At 57.9% G+C, this 20,139-nt stretch carries 19 protein-coding genes; 9 read left to right on the top strand and 10 right to left on the bottom strand.

What is annotated here, in order from left to right:
- The first annotated feature begins 33 nt into the window (after positions 1-33).
- The 5 genes from GH665_RS17175 (at position 34) to GH665_RS17155 (ending at position 3,948) form a co-directional block, all read left to right on the top strand.
- Positions 34-789 (top strand): GntR family transcriptional regulator, encoded by a 756-nt coding sequence (locus GH665_RS17175; RefSeq protein ID WP_153136948.1) that lies wholly within the window; start codon positions 34-36, stop codon positions 787-789.
- A gap of 1 nt (position 790) precedes the next feature.
- Positions 791-1,897: an N-acetylglucosamine-6-phosphate deacetylase gene (gene nagA, locus GH665_RS17170; RefSeq protein WP_153136947.1), complete on the top strand. Its 1,107-nt coding sequence runs from the start codon at positions 791-793 to the stop codon at positions 1,895-1,897.
- The gene (locus tag GH665_RS17165; protein ID WP_153138537.1) at positions 1,887-2,894 is read left to right on the top strand and encodes an SIS domain-containing protein; all 1,008 of its coding nucleotides are present in this window, start codon (positions 1,887-1,889) and stop codon (positions 2,892-2,894) included. Before nagA ends, GH665_RS17165 begins: the two co-directional genes overlap by 11 nt.
- A 229-nt stretch (positions 2,895-3,123) precedes the next feature.
- Positions 3,124-3,474 carry a BON domain-containing protein gene (locus GH665_RS17160; RefSeq protein WP_167530957.1) on the top strand — a complete coding sequence of 117 codons (351 nt, stop codon included), beginning with the start codon at positions 3,124-3,126 and terminating at the stop codon, positions 3,472-3,474.
- A gap of 222 nt (positions 3,475-3,696) precedes the next feature.
- A complete protein-coding gene (locus GH665_RS17155; RefSeq protein ID WP_167530956.1) occupies positions 3,697-3,948 on the top strand; it encodes a BON domain-containing protein in 252 nt (83 codons plus the stop codon).
- 50 nt (positions 3,949-3,998) lie between these two features.
- Here the strand turns inward: GH665_RS17155 and zwf are convergent, their stop codons facing one another.
- Positions 3,999-5,468 carry a glucose-6-phosphate dehydrogenase gene (gene zwf, locus GH665_RS17150; RefSeq protein ID WP_153136941.1) on the bottom strand — a complete coding sequence of 490 codons (1,470 nt, stop codon included), beginning with the start codon at positions 5,466-5,468 and terminating at the stop codon, positions 3,999-4,001.
- Between the two features lie 181 nt (positions 5,469-5,649).
- Positions 5,650-6,762, bottom strand: a complete 1,113-nt coding sequence (locus GH665_RS17145; RefSeq protein WP_408271789.1) for a porin — start codon at positions 6,760-6,762, stop codon at positions 5,650-5,652.
- Between the two features lie 326 nt (positions 6,763-7,088).
- Between GH665_RS17145 and GH665_RS17140 the strand changes: the two genes are divergently transcribed.
- Positions 7,089-7,781, top strand: coding sequence for a FadR/GntR family transcriptional regulator (locus GH665_RS17140; RefSeq protein WP_153136939.1), 693 nt, complete (start codon positions 7,089-7,091; stop codon positions 7,779-7,781).
- 272 nt (positions 7,782-8,053) lie between these two features.
- Here GH665_RS17140 and GH665_RS17135 read toward each other — a convergent pair whose 3' ends face one another.
- Positions 8,054-9,382 (bottom strand): GDSL-type esterase/lipase family protein, encoded by a 1,329-nt coding sequence (locus GH665_RS17135; RefSeq protein WP_153136936.1) that lies wholly within the window; start codon positions 9,380-9,382, stop codon positions 8,054-8,056.
- A gap of 167 nt (positions 9,383-9,549) precedes the next feature.
- Complete coding sequence (locus GH665_RS17130; RefSeq protein ID WP_153136934.1) at positions 9,550-10,692, bottom strand: sialidase family protein; 1,143 nt, start codon at positions 10,690-10,692, stop codon at positions 9,550-9,552.
- Between the two features lie 610 nt (positions 10,693-11,302).
- Here GH665_RS17130 and GH665_RS17125 point away from each other — a divergent pair.
- From GH665_RS17125 to GH665_RS17115, 3 genes are all read left to right on the top strand, one after another.
- Positions 11,303-12,004, top strand: a complete 702-nt coding sequence (locus GH665_RS17125) for a FadR/GntR family transcriptional regulator (protein ID WP_217361882.1) — start codon at positions 11,303-11,305, stop codon at positions 12,002-12,004.
- A 572-nt stretch (positions 12,005-12,576) separates the two neighbouring features.
- Complete coding sequence (locus tag GH665_RS17120) at positions 12,577-13,644, top strand: porin (protein WP_153136931.1); 1,068 nt, start codon at positions 12,577-12,579, stop codon at positions 13,642-13,644.
- Between the two features lie 32 nt (positions 13,645-13,676).
- On the top strand, positions 13,677-14,840 hold the full coding sequence (locus GH665_RS17115) for an N-acetylneuraminate epimerase (protein WP_153136929.1): 1,164 nt from the start codon (positions 13,677-13,679) through the stop codon (positions 14,838-14,840).
- Between the two features lie 251 nt (positions 14,841-15,091).
- On the opposite strand, the gene GH665_RS17110 is transcribed toward GH665_RS17115, so the two are convergent.
- From GH665_RS17110 to GH665_RS17085, 6 genes are all read right to left on the bottom strand, one after another.
- Complete coding sequence (locus tag GH665_RS17110) at positions 15,092-15,325, bottom strand: hypothetical protein (protein WP_153136927.1); 234 nt, start codon at positions 15,323-15,325, stop codon at positions 15,092-15,094.
- Positions 15,326-15,570: 245 nt separating this feature from the next.
- The gene (locus GH665_RS17105; RefSeq protein ID WP_246216236.1) at positions 15,571-16,830 is read right to left on the bottom strand and encodes an MFS transporter; all 1,260 of its coding nucleotides are present in this window, start codon (positions 16,828-16,830) and stop codon (positions 15,571-15,573) included.
- Between the two features lie 54 nt (positions 16,831-16,884).
- Positions 16,885-17,640 (bottom strand): maleate cis-trans isomerase family protein, encoded by a 756-nt coding sequence (locus tag GH665_RS17100; protein WP_153136922.1) that lies wholly within the window; start codon positions 17,638-17,640, stop codon positions 16,885-16,887.
- Positions 17,637-18,116, bottom strand: coding sequence for an acyl-CoA thioesterase (locus tag GH665_RS17095; RefSeq protein ID WP_153136921.1), 480 nt, complete (start codon positions 18,114-18,116; stop codon positions 17,637-17,639). The genes GH665_RS17100 and GH665_RS17095 overlap by 4 nt, the downstream gene beginning before the upstream one ends.
- Entirely contained in the window at positions 18,113-19,270 is a 1,158-nt protein-coding gene (locus tag GH665_RS17090; protein WP_153136919.1) for an FAD-dependent monooxygenase, read from the bottom strand. Before GH665_RS17090 ends, GH665_RS17095 begins: the two co-directional genes overlap by 4 nt.
- A complete protein-coding gene (locus GH665_RS17085) occupies positions 19,267-20,136 on the bottom strand; it encodes a VOC family protein (RefSeq protein ID WP_153136917.1) in 870 nt (289 codons plus the stop codon). Before GH665_RS17085 ends, GH665_RS17090 begins: the two co-directional genes overlap by 4 nt.
- Positions 20,137-20,139 lie beyond the last annotated feature (3 nt).

Genomic DNA, 20,139 nt, shown 5'->3' with positions numbered 1-20,139 from the left:
GCGCGGCAAAAAACCGTCCAATCTGGAGTTCCAATGGACATCCCATGGCAGAGCATCAAGCCCGACGCCGCCAGCGTGACGCCGCTGTACATCCAGATGGCCCGCAAGCTGGCGACCGCGATTCTTGGCGGGACGTGGTCGATCGGTGAGGCACTGCCGTCCGAGCGGATGCTGGCGGATGCACTGGGTGTGTCGCGGATCACGTCGCGCAAGGCGATGGCGCTGCTGGCCGAGCAGGGGTTGATCAGGCGGGCTCGGGGTGCGGGGACGTTTATTGCACCGCGCATCGGCGATCCACTGTCCAACCCGCTCACGCTGACGGCAATGAAGCCCCGGCATGGCGGCACCTGTGGCGCGCACTGGCTGTCCCGTGCGATGCGCGCAGCCCATGGTGACGAGATGGTTCAGTTGGGGCTTTCACCTGACGCCCGGGTCGCCCATATACAGCGATTGCAGGTTGCCGACGGCATCGTGATGGCGCTTGAGAGTTCGACGTTCCCCGCCACCGTTGTGCCCGATCCGCATGCCATCGGCGACTCGCCGTACGCGTTTCTCCTGCAGCGCGGTACGCCTGTCGTGCGGGCGCTGCAGCGGTTCTGTGCGGTCAATGCATCACCTCAGATTGCCATGCAGATGGATCTTGCCCCAGGCACGGCGCTCCTGAGGAGTGTGCGAATTGGCTACACGGCAGAACAACGTGCGATCGAGTTGACCCATATGTATTGCCGGAGCGACTTCTACGACCTGGTGGCTGAAGTGTGCCATCAGCCTGTAACGAACGAGATATGACATGCTGAGCGGAAACATTCTGACGACCGACGGCTGGATCCACGGTCGTCTGCATATACACGAGGGGCGCATCGTGGCGCTGGAGGGCGATCACGCCGATCCGGCGAGCAACGATGACCCGTACATTCTGCCGGGCTTCCTGGACCTTCACGTACACGGCGGCGGCGGCGCCGACGTGATGGAGGGCGCCGCGGCCGTGGCCACCATGACGCGCTTGCATGCGCGTCATGGCACCACCGGTCTGCTGGCTACGACGATGACGGCGCCTCACGAGAAGCTGGTTCACGTGCTCGGCGAACTCGGGGCAATTGCCCACACACGTGCTCCTGGCGGCGCACGCGTGCTGGGCATTCACCTGGAGGGCCCCTACATCAATCCGAACCGGCTTGGCGCGCAGCCTGATGCGGCCGTCGTTGCGGTGCTTGATGAGGTGCTCGCCTACATGAAACTCGCACCAGTGCGCATCGTGACGCTCGCGCCAGAGATTGCAGGGCACATGGAGATCATCAGCCAGCTTGCGGCACGCGGCGTACGGGTGCAGCTCGGCCACACGGTCGGCTCTTACGACGACGGAGTGAAGGCACTCAAGCATGGCGCAAGCGGGTTCACCCACCTGTTCAATGCGATGTCACCCTTGCATCATCGGGAACCCGGCATGGTCGGCGCGGCATTGGCACATGCCGACTATGCGGAGATTATTCCCGATCTGCTGCACGTGCATCCCGGCGCGATTCACGCGGCTGCACGGGCCATTCCGGGCCTCTATGCTGTCACCGACAGTACCGCTGCCACTGGCATGCCCGATGGCGAATACCGGCTTGGAAGCCAGTACGTGACAAAGTGTCTGGGCGGCGTACGGCTTGCAGATGGCACGCTTGCAGGCAGCACGCTGACGATGGACCAGGCGCTGCGCAACCTGGTACTGGTCGGATTGCCACTCGCCGAGGTATCCAACCACTTATCGCGCCACGCGGCCGAGTACCTCGGCCTGGCTGATCGAGGTCGCATTGAGCGTGGTGCGTGGGCCGATCTGGTCGTGTTCGATCGCGCACTGGCGCTTACTGCAACTTATATCGAAGGAGAGTCGATTGTCGAAAATGCTCAATGAAGCGCTGGCTTCGCCGGCTGTCGTCGCCGCGCAGCTGGCGAACACGTCGCCTGTCGCGGCACTGGCGGACATGCTTGCCGCACGCGCTGGCAATGTGGCGCTGACCGTGGCGCGTGGCAGTTCCGATCATGCGGCGAGCTACTTCGCATCGCTGGCGATGAGCAGGCTCGGCGTGCCGGTTGCTTCGCTGCCGATGTCGGTCGCAACCTTGCAGCACGCGCCGCTGCGAGTGCAGGGGCAGCTTGCCATGGCCTTCTCGCAGTCAGGTCGTAGTCCGGACCTGGTGGGTACGATGGAGGTGCTGCGCAAGGCCGGGGCGTTGACGGTGTCTGCCGTGAATGCGCCGGACTCGCCATTGGCGGATGTCTGTGAATGGAATCTGCAACTGCTTGCCGGTCCCGAGTTGAGTGTGGCCGCCACGAAGAGCTATATCGCAATGCTCGCGGTTTCCGTGCAACTGGTTGCGTTCTGGCAACGCGACGGCGCGTTGATCGAAGCGCTGGCAAGCTTACCCGAAGCTCTGAAGACAGCTTGCGAACTCGACTGGTCAGCGGCAATTCCAGAATTGCGCGCGGCCGAGCGGATGATCGTCATTGGTCGTGGCCCAGGTCTCGCGATCGCGCAGGAAGCGGCGCTGAAACTCAAGGAAACCTCAGGCATCCAGGCCGAAGCGTTCTCTAGTGCTGAAGTGAGGCACGGGCCAATGGAGCTGATCGACCGCGACTATCCCCTGCTTGTGTTCGCACCGCGTGGACCTGAGCAGGCAAGCCTCTTGCAGCTTGCACGCGACATGCGCACGCGCGGTGCGCGTGTGTTGCTCGCCGCTCCGCAGGATATCGCCGACGCCACGCTGCCGCTCGCGGCAACGGCACACGAGAGCCTCGACCCGATTGCCGCGATCCTGTCGTTCTATGTGATGGCCGCGGGGCTTGCCGCCGCGCGCGGCCGCAATCCGGATACGCCGAGTCATCTGAATAAGGTCACAGAAACCCACTAGCCATTGCTTTGGCAGACCGCGCCGATGAGATGAGTGCGGGTCGCACGGCATCCGGACGAGGTAGATGCTGTTGATGCACCTCTGATTGCGCGTGTTCAAAGGCGATCAGATGAACGTTGTCGTGGTTGGAACCCTGGTATCGGCAGGCAGTGACACGCGTGTGCGATATCGGGCGCAGTCTGTAGCGCAATTGATCAATCCGCAGGAAAAACAGGGGAAGACAATGAGGATGAAAGCAGTCTTACAGACGGTTGGCGGCTCGATTGCACTGGTTGTTGCGTTGAACGTGTGCGCACAACCGGGCACCGCCAGTGTGCCCGCATCGAGCGCTGTGGCTTCGTCGAACGCGAAGGCGGTCAAGGCGGCCAACAAAAAGCTCCGGCGCGACGTACTGCGCGCGCTAGCGAAAACGCCCGGTTTGAGTAACGAGCGCATCTCCGTGCGGGTTTCAGGCAGCGCAGTGGCATTGAGCGGTTCGGTCCCTGCGGCCGATCAGATACAGAAGGCGGGTGATGTTGTTCAACAGGTACCCGGTGTAACCGCGGTCAACAACAAGCTCACCGCGCGGGCCTATAACTAACCCCGCGAGGCGGGGTACTCGGACCAGCCTCTGCTGTGCCTCGCCACACGATTACGGCGGAAGGTCACCCAGCCGCCGTACAGCAGGGATCTACGACATCAAGCAGGGGAAATCATGAGAACGACAGACTTGCTCAGGACGTTGTGTGGAGGAGTCGCCATTGTGGTAGCTTGCAATGCCGCCGCGCAGCCGAATGCCTCCAGCGCAGGCGTATCTGTACCAGTGACTGCATCGAGCGCCAAGACGATCAAGGCATACAACAGGAAGCTCAGGCGCGATGTGCTGCAGGCGCTTGCCAAATCCCATCAACTCGACTCCCAGCAGACGATCTCCGTGCGAGTGTCCGGCGGTGCCGTCACGCTGACCGGCTGGGTCTCATCAGCGGACCAGGTCGATAAGGCCGGTGCGATCGCGCAGTCGGTTCCCGGCGTTAAATCTGTCAACAACAAGATCGGCGTATCCATCCCTCGCTGATTGCTGTGTCGGGCGGGCGCGGCTGTTCGCCGCGCGCCCGCGTTGCCGTATCAGTTTTCTTCTTCGAACCAGCAGGTCCCCGCGCGAGCCAGCATTGCGCTCGATGCGGCGGGTCCCCACGAGCCCGCCACGTAGGGTCTGGGTGGTTTGTTCCGGATGGACCATTCGTTAAGAATCGGCTCGACCCATCGCCACGCGGCTTCCTGTTCGTCGCGGCGAACGAACAGCGCAAGACGGCCGTGAATCACATCAATCAGCAGGCGTTGATATGCGTCCATGCGATCGGGAGCGAAGAACCGGTCGAAATCGATGTTCAGGTGAACGGGTTGCAGTGTCATCCCCTCGCCAGGACGCTTGGCCAGACAGTAAAGCCGGATTTCCTCATTGGGCTGCAACCGGATGACGAGCCGGTTGGAACCTGAACGAACCGATTCAGACCCGAGCGCCGAATGCGGAACCGCCTGGAAAGTGATGACGATTTCGGCGACGCGGTCGGCAAGCCGTTTGCCGGTTCTGAGGAAGAACGGTACGCCCGCCCAGCGCCAGTTCTCCACCTCGACCTGCAACGCAACGAACGTCTCAGTCATGCTTGCTCGAGGTATGCCGGCCTCTTCGGCGTAGGCCGGTACTGGCGAACTGCGGATCACGCCGCGGTTGTACTGACCACGTACGGCGATACTATCCACATCGTTGACCGGCACGGGCTTGAGAGCCCGGAGCACCCGCAGCTTTTCGTCGCGCACGGCATCTGCATCCATCGAGTGCGGAGGCTCCATGGCGATGATCGAAAGCAGTTGCAGCAGATGATTCTGGACCATGTCGCGCAGTGCACCGATGCTGTCGTAAAACTCCCCACGGCCCTCAACGCCAAGCTCCTCGGCGATCGTAATCTGGACGCTTTCTACCCACTCACGTCGCCATAGCGGCTCGAACAGCGTGTTGCCGAAGCGCAGCGCAAGCAGATTCTGCACGGACTCTTTACCGAGGTAGTGATCGATCCGGTAGATCTGGTTCTCGGCAAATATTTCGCTGACCTGGTCATTGATTTCGTGCGACGAACGTGAATCGTAACCGAGCGGTTTTTCGAGGACGATCCGGGCTTTCCTGTTCAGACCGACTGCGGCAAGCGCCCGGCAGATTGGCACAAACAAGGCGGGCCCGGTCGCTAGATAGAAGATGGTCTGGCCGCTCTGCTCCCCCAGCGCGTCGCGCAACGCCGGAAAATCCTTCGCCTGCGAGAAATCGAGCCGGACATACTCGACGCGTTCTACAAACCTTTTCCATGCGGCCGCTTCGAAGCGTTCGTGCGCAACGTGATTGCGAACGCAGTCGTTGAGCCAGTCGATCAACTGCGTGCGGACGTCGAACTTGCGGGCGACAATGAGAATGCGCAATTCCGACGGCAGCCTGTTGCACATTTCGGCTTCGTAGAGCGCAGGCAGGATTTTGCGCATCGCCAGATCACCCGTGCCCCCGAACAGGACAAACGAAGTGGCGTCGAGGTGAGGTGGGTTTTTCATAATTCTGAGTCAGCGGTGAAAGACTGCAAACGAGTGACAAAAAAAGCCGTGCCGGTCAGACTGGACCGGCACGGCAGCCGCGGGTACGGCATGAAGAAACTGGATCAGACAGAGCGGGACAAAGTCGCGTCACCGTATCGCTTCACGGACTTCATGCAAGGCGAAAGTCTCGCCCGGGGTCTCAGAACGAATGATTGATACCGAGGTAAGCGCCGGTCTGTGAATGGCCCGGTAACGGGTTGTCCAGATTGCTGTTGTTCAGGCCCGGATTGTTCGGTTCGAGCGAAAAAGTCGAATTTCCGCTGTTGCGCACATAGGCGGCCGTGGCATACAGGAATGTCCGCTTCGACAGGTTGTAGGTCGAGCCGATCTCATACATCGTGGCGTGGCCGTGAGCATCGTGCGTTGCGTCGCCGTTGCCATTGCCGACATCGACGTGATAGGCGCCGATCGTCAACAGAAGATAAGGTGTGGCCTGATAATTGGTGCCGAGCCAGTAGTGATTCGCCGTGCTAGCCAATCCCGGTGTGGTGTCTGGTGCGATCATGCGCGTCGCTGCGCCCTGAATGGTGAACGGCCCGAGCCTGACGTTTCCACCGACGATGAACTCACGCGAAGCGGTAAACACGTTGCTGAAGTGCCCGTTGGCATCGCGCAGTTCATCATAGATGGCGCGAATATCGAAAAGACCGGTGCGATATGTCAGTTGAACTCCGTCGGAGCGGCCGAACGGCCCGAAGTTGGTCGCGTTCCAACTGCCTGCCTGTCCGCCGAACGAATATTGTCCAGCAAAGTCGAAGCCGTGATACGACGGACTCAGATATGAAACGTTATTGTTGGTCTGTTGCCAGTTACGTCCGCGTACCAGAGAGGGGGAGCCGAACAGTTCCTGAACGAACGGGTCGATCGCCGCGACACCATTGCTGATGAACAGGTCTCGACCGAATTTGAGCGTACCGTAGTTATCCTTGGTCAGACCCACATATGCTTTCCGGTCCTGAGCGCCGGCTGTACCGGTTACGGCCTTTAGCGAATCCGACAGAAAGAAGATCGTCTTCAGACCGTCACCGAGATCTTCGGTGCCGCTGAAGTTCAACATGCCGGTACCCCAGTCGCCGCTTTGCATGCCGAACCGCGACGTGGTCTTTCCGGGGGCACTCTGAACATTGTTCAGATAGGCAAAACCGGCGTCGATGCGTCCGGATAAGGTGACGCTCGATTGCGCACTGGCCGTTGTCGAGAACGCATAGAGTGCGGCCGCAGCGCATGCAATCCATCCCGCCTTCTTCATCATCTGATCTCCTAAACAAATCATGGCTAATAGTTTTGAGTCTTTCTACTTTGGGATGGTTGAGCCATGGTTTGGTGTTCGTTCGAAATCAGCTGCAGATCTTTTTCAAAACGATACACCGCTGTCACGCCATACTCGAAACCCGTGCTAGAATCAGATATCTGATATCTGAGGTCAAATCGTAGCACCGCAAAATTCGACGATGCAAGTGCTTTTTGCGGTTTTGCGGCCCAGGGAAAACGACAGGAGTCGACTGCGCGGTTGCGGCACGTCTCGGAACACGGGGATGGACCGAACAGGCGATTGAGCCGCTTGAGTGGAGAGCAACAATGACGGCACGCATACCGGCCTACCGGCAGGCCCAGGTCGAGATCAAGAAGTACATCGAGCAGCATCGGTTGCGCTTTGGCGATGCGCTCCCCCCGGAGGGGCAGCTCGCGCAGGAACTGGGAATGAGTCGCCCGTCTTTGCGTGAGGCGATGAAGAGTCTCGAATCGCTTGGTGTGGTCGAATCACGGCATGGCGAAGGCATCTACGTGAAGGCGTTTTCATTCGATTCGATCATCGACAACCTTCCCTATGCTTTTATCGCGGACGGCCATAGTCTGCGAGACCTGCTGGAAGTTCGCGCGGCAATCGAGCTGGGCGCGGTACCGGTTATCCTCGAACGCATCACAGCGGACGACACCCGCGCGTTGCGCGAGCTGGCCGCCAGGATGCTCGAAAAAGCGCAGGCTCATCAGCTATACGAACAGGAGGACCGCGAATTTCACGCAACGATGTACCGGCGTCTTCAGAATCCGTTCCTGAGCACACTGACCGATCTGTTCTGGCAGGTGTTTCACCGCCTCAATTCCTCGACAGGACAGCCGGAGCACTGGCTTGTCGAGGCGACGGCAGTTGACCACATGGAGATCGTCAAAATGATCGAGGCTCGCAACCTCGAGGGACTCGCGAAGGCGTACAGAAAGCACTTCAATACGATCTTTGCGCGGATGGATACGTCGTCGCTGGCGGCGTGAGGGGCGCCAGCGACCAGCCCTGTTGCCCTCGGATTCCTCCCCGTCACGTTTCGTATGAACGCGCGCAGACGAAGATGCTCCTGCAGAGGTCATTGGTGAACCGGTTGGCGGATGGGAGATGTGGGCGTTCGTACATTGCCGCGTATTGGTTTGACGGAGCGCGGGTCCTCATGGCGCGTGTGTGGTCGCAGAAAAATTTGACGGACTGCGTTCGGGGTCGTCTTCGGAAACGACCCCTTGTACCTGATTGCCATCACCGAAGATAAACCGCCTTACGACGTACCAGAACAGGACAACAGCTTTGGGTCCGTCTTCCGATTGAACACGACGCTCGCGGTCAGATTGGCCATCACGAGAGTGCCCGGGTCAGTCGGGTGAATCCCGTCGTTGCTCCCGCAGCCCGCTGCCAACACTGATGGATTGGACGGATCGCGGGTCGCCAGATCGAAATCGACGACACCATCAAACTCATTCGATGTTCTGATCCATGCGTTTACCGCCTGACGCGCACTGTCCGCCTGGGTGTTGTTGTACCAGCTGCCCACGGGCATGATGGTCCCTCCATAGATCCTGATGCTGTGCTGATGCGCCTGGCTAATAAGGTTCCTGTATCCGGCGATAAGCTGGGCAGTGTTGTCTGCCACGGCATTCGGATCGGTCGTCCAGTTCGAAAAACCTTTGTGAAGATCATTGGTTCCCTCCAGTACGACCACATCCGTTACACCGGGACGATCCAGTACATCGCGCTTGAATCGCGAAATGCCTGCCTGTCCGTTCGTGGGAGTGGCCGGTTGATCGACCAGGAGTTCATTGCCGCTGATCCCTGCGTTTCCAACTGCGAGCCCGGACGCTGCGTCTGACGAATTCATGATGGCACCAAGCTGGCTCGGGTAATCCTTATTGGGTGCGGAAACGTGGGCGTGGTCGGTGATCGAGTCACCAAATGCGACCATTGTCCGGATAGTCGCTGCGGGCGTAATGTCCACACCGGTCAGAATGTATTTTGAAGGTACCTGCGTGTACTGGGCCGGGTTGAGGGCCGTGTTTGCGGTGACGTCTCCGCCTGCAACCAGATAGGAGATTTCCGGTACCGCCGTAGTTGGGTTGCCACCTTCGTAAGCATGGATGTCCTCGAGGTTGGGGGAGTAGGGAAAATACATGCTTACCAGCAGATCGGCTTCGGATGTGAGACTCATTGCAACCGGATCGCTTTCAATAACCGCGCCAGCTGGAATCTGCACACTGCGACTTCCGCCATTGAATGTGACGACGTGAAGTGTTCCAGGCTGTATGGCGGACCCTTCCGACGACGTGTCGTCGCGTAGCGCGACGTTCGCGGAACCGATATCAAGTGGCTTCGACGAATAAACGTTCGATAGCCTGATCCTGACACTGTTTCCAGCCGCGCTGGTCCGTGCGTACTGGCGGAGTGTGACGGGCTGGGTGAAGAGGCCGGTGATGCCATTGTCGGTCATGACCTGCTCCCAGGTCTGCGCCACCTGGGGAACGGATAGATCTGAACCTCCGCCGCACGCCGTGATTGAAAGAGCAATGGGAACGGCAACGGTCAGTGGACGCAGTGCTGAAAATAGTCGTGACATGAGATTCTCTTGTCGCTTTCTTTGAGAAGTAGAGGTAAAGGTGATTCGTGACGGGGCAGCGTACGGATCGGTCACGAGACCCAGATGCGCCGGGATGCCCCGGACAGTTCCAATCTGCCTGGCAGTCGTGCGATTCTGAAGATCGTTCGCACGACTGCGCTCGCGCGTTAAGGCGTACCAAGCAGGGTGGAGAACGGTACCTTCATGAATTTGATCGAAGACTGCTCATAGAGGATGCCGATGTTATTGGCATCGATCACGGCAATGTCGCTATACCCCGCCGAGAGACCCGTGATGCGCAGGGACTTCGCCCAGGTCTGGCCGTTGTCGCTGCTGGCGCGCAGGGTCAGGTCAGCACGGGTGGTGGTGTTAGCGAGATTCGAGAAGAACAGGTATGGCTGGCCGTTGACCGTGGAGGCAAGCAGGCTTCCCTCAGCGACCGGGTCGATCAGTGTCTTGTCAATGTACGGCGTACCGAACACATTGCCATTGACGTCGCTCGTGATCGATACGACGCGGGCTTTGGAGGCGCCGGACTGATCCCGGCTGTTCATCATGACGCGGCCATCGCTCAGTTGTGCCGCGGTGGATTCGTTCGAACCCGGATAGGCGATGTCGGGGACGATATTGAACGTTTGTCCGTGGTCGTCGGAGTAGAAGGCATACGCTACGTAGTCGGTATAGTTGCTTTGCGGAGCGCCGGCGCTATGGTTGCCGGCAATAAAAATCCGACCGGAGGAAGTCTGGAGGCCGTGACCTGGGCCCATCGCCAGTGTGCGCCAGTCGGCAGGATTGTTGTAGGGCGCCGCCGAAAGCTTCGCCGTCTGGGCCGTGATATTGACCGGGGCATCCCAGGTCACGCCGCCATCCTCGGAGGTGGTGTACCACTGTTCGCGCAGTCCGTTACCAGCACGGACGCTGGCTTCCGAAGCGTTGCCCGTGTTGTAGAACAGAAATATTCGTCCGTTCGGGTAGTTCGGGTCCGTCGTGTCCTCGACAGGTACCGCGTTGTCAGCCTGGAGCGTGCCGTAACTGGCTGCGACCTGTTGGGTTGACCAGGTGGTCCCATGATCGGTACTGCGACGCACCATGATCTTTACATTGCCAAAATCCGCGCAACTGGTGATTCGCGCTTCGGCAAAGGCCAGCATGGTGCCGTCGTGTAACGTGAGCAGGGCAGGGATGCGGTAGCACGCAGTGCTGGCGTCTGATGCGGGGTAGAGACTGACAGCCGGAATACCCGCGTGCGATACGGTACTTGCCGCAAGGAGGCAGATGCTGGCTACAAGTTTGCTGAGTGAGATTTTCATTGAAAACCCTTCCGTCGGTTGGTGCAACGAGAGATCCGGCGCTCCTCGGGATTGAGGAGTCCGTGGCTACTGCGCGGTGATCGAGGGACGTAGCGACTACGAATTGGGCGAGGGCGAACTCTGAGCGGGCGGCGCGCTGGCTGTTCCTGTGTCGCCGCCGCACGCACTCAACAGAGACGTCATCGCAATGAGTGCAAGCGGTGCAAGAAACCACCTTGCGACCCGGTACGCAATCGACGGGTTTGCCATATTTCCTCCTGTTTGGGTGTAAGGACGGGTTGCGTGCCTGCATTAACCCGTACCAAACGCGAATGTCTCTATTTAATTAGGTATACTTATAATAATGTTGCGTCTGCTAGATGAGCATACGAGGCACTTCCGGAGCCGGCGCAACACGGCGAATCTGTCAAGCTTGCTGGAAAACGATCGCATCACCCGTGCTTTCCCAGCCGGGTTAGCGAGCGACGGAGTCCATTTTTTACTGTGTTAGAATCAGATATCTGATGTCTTATCCTAGCATTCCAAAAGTCTACGTTGCAAGCGCTTCGTTGCGGCCCTGTCGCAAAGCTTGTCGCGCTCAGGCCAACATCATGGGAAGGTGGAGATGAAAATGACCGCTCGTGTCCCTGCCTACCGGCAGGCCCAGATAGAAATCAAGAAATACATCGAAGACCATCAGTTGCGATTTGGCGACCCTCTGCCACCTGAAGGTGTGTTGGCCCAGGATCTGGGCATTAGCCGGCCGTCATTGCGGGAAGCTGTGAAGAGCCTGGAGTCGCTTGGCATTGTGGAGTCTCGTCACGGTGAAGGTATCTACGTAAAGGCGTTCTCCTTCGATTCGATTATCGAGAACCTCCCTTATGCATTCGTCGCCAGCGGCCGCAGCGTTAGAGATCTGCTGCAGGTTAGGGCAGCGATCGAACTTGGCTCCGTTCCAGCGGTTCTGCGGCAAATTCCGTCTGCCGATGTTCAGGAGCTACGAGAGCTCGCGAGCAGGATGGTGAAGAAGGCGAAAATCGGAGAGCTTTTCGAAGAAGAGGACCGGCAGTTTCACGCTACGATGTACCGTTGCCTTGGCAATGCGTTTCTGGGCACGCTGACCGATCTTTTCTGGCGTGTATTCAATCGCATGAATCACAGCGAACTGCCGCCCACGCGCAAGGCGATGGAGGCGTCTGCGCGTGACCATGCTGATATCGTAAAGATGATTGAGGCCAGGGACCTGAACGGATTGATGAGTGCGTACGAAAGGCACTTCAACACGATATTTTCCCGGATGGACGCGTCTCCGATGATCAGGGAAGCGTCCTGAGGTAACGGTGTCCCCCCGCTGGCCTTGCGCCACACGTTGTACCCACACACGCTCATAGAACGCCTGGACAGTGCCCATCGCCCCGTCCGGGTGCTTTTCCTCCTGCTGTCCCCCCGGCGGCATTGCTCGCCAAAACCCTTCTCGCGATTCGCGCTCCAGACACAGAGCTCAAAGGGGGGGGCATTGCAAACCGGTCAGCGCACGTCCAGGGCAAATACCAATCTTCCACAAATCTTGATGTGTTAGGATTTCGCCGCTCACATTTGATATCAGATATCTGGCATACTAAAATGCAAGGTCAGTGCCTGAGTGAACTTTCGCATGACTGCCTGAAGGCGCCCTTGCTGGACATGTGAGGCTGGTGCTCGTTTCGATGACAGGGAGCCCCGCGCGACATTGGCGTCATAGTGGGAGATCGAACGTCGAAACATTGTCTGTTTTGAGGTAACTGATTCATGTGAAATAGCAGTCAATAATTAAATAAGTACTGCGAAATAGATGATATGAAAATGGTACGGAAATACCCAGGTTAACGAGATCTCCTCTACCCAGGCAACGAAAAAATCATATACATGAAAACCCGGAAAGCACTGAAATTATCAATCGCCGTGTGTCTCGGCTCGACCGCTTCATTCTCAATTGCACAATCGTCGTTGACGATGTACGGGCGGGCCGACGCCAGTATCGGCAGGGAAATCGATAGCAACGGTCAGTTTCGTGAGGGGCAGGGAGAGGGGAGTCTGCTGGGTTTCAAAGGTAAGGAAGATCTCGGCGGTGGATATTCCGTTTTCTTTGACCTGCAGTCCAGCATCACGCTGCAGAATGGAGTGCAAACCGGAGGCACAGGGGTTAACGGCCCGGCGGGGTTCTTCGATTCAAAATCCATTATCGGGGTGCAAAATGAATACGGATCAATCGACGCAGGACGCAAGCTCACACCTGCGTGGGTAGTGTTCCTGATGGGAGACCCATGGGGAACCTACTCGTACGTTTCTCGTAACAATGCCGGACTGCATGCCAATCATCTTTTTAGCTCAGCGCGCAACCAGAATGCAGGCAGCGTGAATCTCAACTACGACGGATTCTTTGCAAGTGTTCAGGTCGCCCAGAGCGATCCCAAGGTGGTCTGGGCGACACCACCTGTTATCCAGACGGCGCTTGTCAAAAACATCACCGTGACGGGTTCGCTCCCGGTGAGTGCGGCGGCGGGCTACAGCAAGGGACCTGTCTACTTCGGCGTGGGCTACGAGGCAACCGCCTACAGCACGAAGGCACTAGGTGCCACCGCAATTTACGACTGGGGAATTGTCAAAGCGTCGTTTGGCGTACAGGCTGGTGGATACACGGCGCCTGGCACCGACAAAATGCAGGTCAAAGCAATCAATATGCTGGCTGGACTCTACGTGCCGATGGGCACCGGAACCTGGCTATTTTCCTATGACGTACTGAACACGAAAACGCTCAATGCCGCGGGAGGATACGACTCGTATACCACCTACCCCTGGATTTCACGCAAGTTGGGAGCGGGTTACCAGTATTACCTGTCGAAGGCGACCTTTCTCTATGCGGATCTTGTCTACGACAGACGGGCGCCGAGTGGCAGAGCAGGATGGGACGTGGGCATGAGTCATCATTTCTGAAATCCTGAATACGCGGGAAACATGGAGACAACATGGTTAATTTCTTATACCGATTTTTAAGGGTTAGCATTTTTATGACTATTCTCAGTAGCGCGACCACCTACGCGGTAACAACCTATCCGGCGTTTCCCGTTCCGCTCAAGAACGGAGCAGGCGTCAAGGTCGGGCAGGTCATTTACGCGGGGCTCGGGTCGGCAGGGAAGGATTGGTTCTCAATCGATCTCTCTGCGCCTGAGCCGAGGTGGCAACGTCTTGCGGACTTCCCAGCTGAGCCCCGCGACCAGAGCGTCGCCGCGGCTGTCGACGGAAAGATCTATATCTTCGGTGGTGCGGGGGAGATCAAGCGGTCCGACAACACCGTGGACACGATAATGTTCTCGGATGTTTACTGCTTCGACCCGGTGGCCAACAACTGGCGAAAACTGGAGACACGCAGCCCACTCGGTTTGCTGGGTGCGGTGGCTGTGTCGGTCGACGGGCAGCGTGTGCTGTTCTTCAGTGGCGTAAACAAGGCGATCTTCGATGGCTATTTCCAGGATCTGAAGGCGGCTGGCAGCGATGAGAAACGCAAGAGCGAAATCGCGAACGAGTACTTTGGCAAGCGTCCGCAGGACTACCTGTTTTCAACTGATGTGTTGAGCTATACACCGGCCGAGAACGCCTGGGGAACCCTCGGTAAGGTTACGTATCCGCCCACCGCTGGTGCGGCAGTAGCAGTGAAGGGTAATGAAGTCACGTTGATAAACGGGGAGTTAAAGCCGGGATTGCGTTCGTACAAGGTCAATCGCGTGACGATCGACGGCAACAGCGTGGCATCGCAGAGCGGGCCGGATCTGGTTGCGCCAGTGGGACAGTCGCAGCAGGAAGGACTGGCGGGTGCGTTCGCGGGCTATAGCAACGGTGTTCTGCTCGTGGCCGGCGGCGCCAATTTCCCGGGTGCATGGAACCAGTATCGGCAGGGGCAGAATTACGCGCATCGTGGTTTGCAGAAAACCTGGCACGATGATATCTACGCGTTGATCGACGGAAAGTGGCAGACGGCCGGACATTTGCCCGGGGCGAGAGCCTATGGTCTGTCTTTCATGGTTGATGACGGTGTACTTCTGGTCGGCGGCGAGAACCAGCAGGGAAAGGCGATTGCCTCTGTTCAGCTCCTACTGTGGGAGGGCAAATCGGCGAGCATTGTGGCACCGTGACCAATATGCCAGCTTGCTGGAATAAGGAAAATCAGGGGCAAGTGTTTGAAGTTGAGTAATGGCCAGTCAGTGGCATGCCGGTCCTCTCTTTGTGCCCCACGCCATCAAGCTCTCAGCGAGCTCGTTTATTCCGCGGAACCGGTGAGGCACGAGGGACGACAGAGCAGCAGGCCGATTTTCGTCTGCTAAATGTTTTTAGACATTCGAAACCGCGAGAAGAAAAAGGGAGGTGGAGGCGTGTCTGGACTCTGTCAATAGGACCGGGAATCCACGACATTATCGAAATGTTCTTGAGGTACATACCGTAACCCGACCGGAATGCCCGCAGTCACCTTCCTGATAATGGCAAGTTCATGCGCGCCATACCTTGCAATACTGTCCTCGCCAGGGCAACCGACGGCGACTGCATTTCTACTGAATGTGGAAAGCAAAAATACGACGAGTAGCGTGATGGAAGTCGTGACTCCGGTCATGGCAATCGACATGAGTTTTCCACCCCTCTGAATGATTCGGTGGTCCGATTGTCGACGATCGGTCGGTCGATGTTGACTCGTCGTTATTGGCCGAACCCGGGCCGACAGCGACCGCACCAAATCGACCCTAACCCGCCGTTGAGACGGACCAGGTTAATAGCCGCTTCTGAGGTCCTACGGCTATCCGAGCGTCTGTGACATCTCGCGTGTTGTCGGCGGAAACTGCTGTTCGAGCATCGACATTTCCGGGCCAGTTTTCACTCGCCCGCAATAGCAACCTGATGCATCGAATCGCCGTGACGCAAGCCTGGTCTCATATACCGCCCCAGACTTACAAACAGGAGACTGGCGACAACCAGGAGAACCGGTCCTGCCTGTAATGGCAGCGAGTAATTCTTGTGCGTGTCGAAGTAGTGACCGGTGACGACCGGACCAACTACGGCACCCAGCGAATAGCCCGAAAACACAGTCCCATAGAACAGACCGAACCTCTCGAGGCCGATGTAGGCGCGCACCAGATACGAAAGCAGATCGCCCTCCGCGCCAATAGCGAGCCCGACCAGCACGGAAGCGAACAACGCGCCCTCATAGCTGTCAATCTGTCCCAGCAGAATGAATCCAGCTGCGCCACACAAAAAATAGCAACAGGCGACAAACGGAGCGTGAACCCGATCGACAAGAAAGCCTGAACTCAAACGGCCCACAAGAATACCGAGACCAATCAGTGAGGCGCTCTTTGCTGCATCCTGAGCAGATATTCCTCGATCCATCAGCAGCGCCGGAAGATGCGGACCAAGCGACAGCACGGCGCTTGAGGCGAGAAAAGCACCCAGGAAGATGATGAAAACCTTGAGGCCCCTATGGCGCACGACAGGACCAGTCGGTGTCCCGTGAGTCACTGCCCCCATTGGCCGATGTACCTTCCGGTTTTCCCGGAGCATAAGAAAGGCAAGCAATGCCCCTGCCAGCGATATAGCAGCTAGCACCTGGTATGCGGTCCGCCAGCCCCACATGGCGATCAGCTTTGCAGACAGAGCAGGGAGAACGATCGTACCGACACCCAGGCCCACCATGGCAAATCCGATTGCGAGACCGAGACGCCTGTCGAACCATTGCGGGAGAATGGCAAGGTAGCCAAGCACCGAGGTTGCCGCACCTGACATTCCGATGATCAGCGAGAGACCGATCCACCATACCTTGTTGCCGTCCTGCAGACCCATGCACGCCATTGCGACGGCAAAGACCAACGCTGAGATGAGCACCACCTTCCTGACCCCAAAACGGTCCATCAGTATGCCAATCAGCGGACTGACTAGCGCGAGCCCCAACATCGAAGCTGCATAGGATTGGGCCGCCTGGGCCCGCCCCCAATGAAAATCGCGCAGGACCGCAGGGATGAAGACACCATTGGTCGAGATAAAGATTGCAGCGAAACCAACGGCCATCCCCAGTGCTGCCCCGCAAACGTTGATGATGCTCGTTGCTGGGCCGCCGTCGCGTCCTGATTCCGTTTCCATTTGTCGTCTCCTGGTCATTTTGTTTGAACTGCCGTCGTGAGCATCGAACGCCCCCTACACGCCGCCCCAATCTCCGAGATACGCTCCCGCGCCGGGTAGCGAAGGCTCGAGTTTCAGAAGCTTCAGCATCTGACGGACCGTGCACGCAGCGGTGGAAGTCACCGGAATTCCAAGCATCTCCTGCGCCTTCTGGATTGCCGGCAAAGAGGGCATCTGGACGCAGGCGGATAGCACGACCGTGTCTACGTTCCTGACATTCAGGTGCTTGACGTCTTCTAGCAACTTCATGGGGTCACGAGCGCCGACATCGAGGTTGTCTTCGATCGAAAAATTGATTGCGTCCTGAACTTCGATGCCTTCGCCCTCGATGTACTCGACAACCCTTCGAGTCAAGGCGTCCGTGTATGGCGCCATTAACGAAATCCGTTTCGCGCCGAAACTCTTCAGTTCCTCCACCAGCGCTCCGGCTGACGTCATCACTTCGGTGTTTGCTCCGCTGCCATTTATCGCGCGTCGGAGGGTCTCCGCAGCTATCCGATGGTATCCAGGTCCCATGCACATGATCGCAACCAGACACGCCGTACTGAGCACATCAACTCTTGCGTCGGCCAGCTCGATCGCACATCGATCCATATCGCGGTTCATTTGCTCCAGTTCCTCCACCACAACGCGATGCATGCGTACGCGGCTTGAATGAAACGTGAATGAATGCTCCGGGTTTCGACGCATCAGAGAGGCGAACATCGCCGGGATCTCTTTCTCCATCGTGATGTTAGAACTCGGCACAATCTGGCCAATTCGGTAATTCATGCTTTCTCCGTTCCCTCTGAAGTCAACCGTGTGAAGCGCTGCAGCGTCGAGCGCAGCGATTCCGGAATGTCGGTGCTGATGCGCGCGTCGGCGCGTACGCAGATTGGCGAAAATCTCGCGTCGAAGACAGGCTCGCCAGTTGGACGGCGTCCAACGCAATGCATGTCGAAGGTCCGGGTGCGGATGTCTCCAACAAAACATTCGATGTCGACCTCGTTATGTGGCCACAACGTGCCGGAGAAATCGAAAGACATACCGCGGCAAGGCAATCCGACGCCATGCTGTTTTCCGAGAAAAGACCTGTCATCATTACTTGCACGCGCAATGTGCTCCTTGAACAGCGCGAGCGCACCGAGTACATATTCTGGAAAGCGCCCGGTATAGACGACGCCGGCGGGATCACAGTCCCCCCAACGAACCGTGCGGCGGACCACGAAAGGCAGTTCGCTCAATATGTATTCGTAACTTCGGATCATGGGTGCGCCTCGTTGGCCGGAATCGCCCCCGCGACCTCCAGTTCGGCGACAAGCGCTGGATACTGTTCGCGAAGCCGTGCCGCGTCGACGCGGCCCGTACGAGTCATAAACTGGTAGATGAATTCGTGTGGCGTGTATTGCCCCATCCAGTCACGAATTGACTCGTACCACTGATACGACGCCTCGGACGCGCCGATCAGGCGGTCCTTCGATTCACGCCGCAAGTCGACGTAGTTTGCAAGAGCCAGCGAGGCATCGTTCGTGTTGGCGGCGATGGCCTGCGCAAGCGCGATTGAATCTTCCATGGCGATGCGGGTGCCGGACCCAATCGAAAAATGCGCGCTGGCGAGCGCGTCGCCCACCAATACACGATTACCGCTATACCAGTTTGCATTGCGGATCACGGGGAACTGGCGCCACACAGAGTTGTTCGACACAAGGCCGAACCCATCGAGTTCGGGCGCAAATGCTCGCTCGAACACCGCACGCCGCTCATCGGCAGTCGCATTTTCGAAGCCAAGATCCCGCCACGTCTTATGGTCACATTCCGCAACGAACGTGCTCATATGGTCAGAGTACGGATAGTAGTGAGCAACGAAGTAGCCGCCCTCAAACTTCCGGAATACCAGTGCAGGACAACTAAACGGCTTTTCAACGCCAAACCATGCGAAATGATTCGTCAGATCGTAGCGGGTTGTTCCGAAGCCATTTTCATCGCTGCAACGGACTCTTGAATTGACACCATCAGCCCCTACGACAACATCGCCTTGAAGGGATGTGAGATCGGTTACCCTGGACGAGTACGTCACCGGAATGCGCAATCGCGCAGCATGATCCTGAAGGACGCTCAGCAATTTCAGCCGCGGAATTGCACCACCGCCCTGTCCTGGACGCTGAATTACGATCGGCGTTTCGCGGGAAATTATCGTCTGCTGGGTGCTGAACTTCATCGCCTTCACGAGATCGGCGCATACATCCGGCGCTGCGTCGTTCAACCTTGACAGACCGGTGTCGGCCAGTACGACACCAAATCCGAATGTTGCATCGGCCTCGTTCTGCTCGAACACTTCGACGGATACATCCGGCGCCTGTCGCGCCAGCAGAATTGCCAGAAAAAGGCCCGCTGGACCACCACCAACAATGTCGATCTTCATGATTGCACCAACGGACTGATAATCAGGCTATCCGTATCGAACTGCTTGATGTCGCCGACCAGGCCACCCGTCAGCGCGCCGTACCACACTGCGGGCTTGAATCCCAGGTCCTTGCGGGTGAACGCGATGCCCGGATTGCCATCAATACGGATGTAGCCGCCGGTCACGTGGGTCGACCGGTATCCTTCGCGTGTTTCCACCGCGTCTACGAGCGGTCTGAACTCGGGTACATCGAGAACGAATACGGACGCAACATCGTTTGCGCTCGTATCGTTGAGCCGGCTTCCCTTACTCTTCCATACCGAATCGATCGACTTGAATGGCTTGCCTTGCGCGTTTTGGCGCTCCATATCGACCGCTGCCTGAATGGTCCGAGCCGCGTCGCCCGTATCTTTGTCGTCGAACGGACGCGTCTGATAAGTGATTTCGATCGGATAACCATTCGGGTCGTTGAAATAGATCGACTCGATGACTTCATGGCGTACTTGATAACGCAGCGGTATCCCGGCTCCCTCAACGTGCGACCGCCACGCCGCAAGTTCTTCCTGGTTCGAAACCAGCCACGCTGTGTGAGTCGCGCGGTCCTGGTAATGGTCAGTCGGCGTCAGTTTTTCCGGACGTTCAGTACCGATGTAGTAGAAGAATGCGATCGTGCTGCCATTGCCGCTGTCGAAGAAAAAATGAAGAAAATCTGCGTGATCGGCGGGACCCCAACCTCGTGCCGAAATCGCGTGGACGAGAGGCAACCCCAGAAGATCCCGATAAAAATGGACAGTCTCTTCCAGCTTCCACGTCGGGCGTGCGGTGTGATGAACGCCGCGCAGAACAGGATTATTTTGGACGTGAGGGGAAACAGTCTGGTTCATGGC

Source organism: Paraburkholderia agricolaris, from assembly GCF_009455635.1.
Taxonomy (GTDB): domain Bacteria; phylum Pseudomonadota; class Gammaproteobacteria; order Burkholderiales; family Burkholderiaceae; genus Paraburkholderia; species Paraburkholderia agricolaris.
The sequence above is the reverse complement of the archived record's forward strand: the minus strand, read 5'-3'. Positions and strand labels throughout refer to the sequence as shown.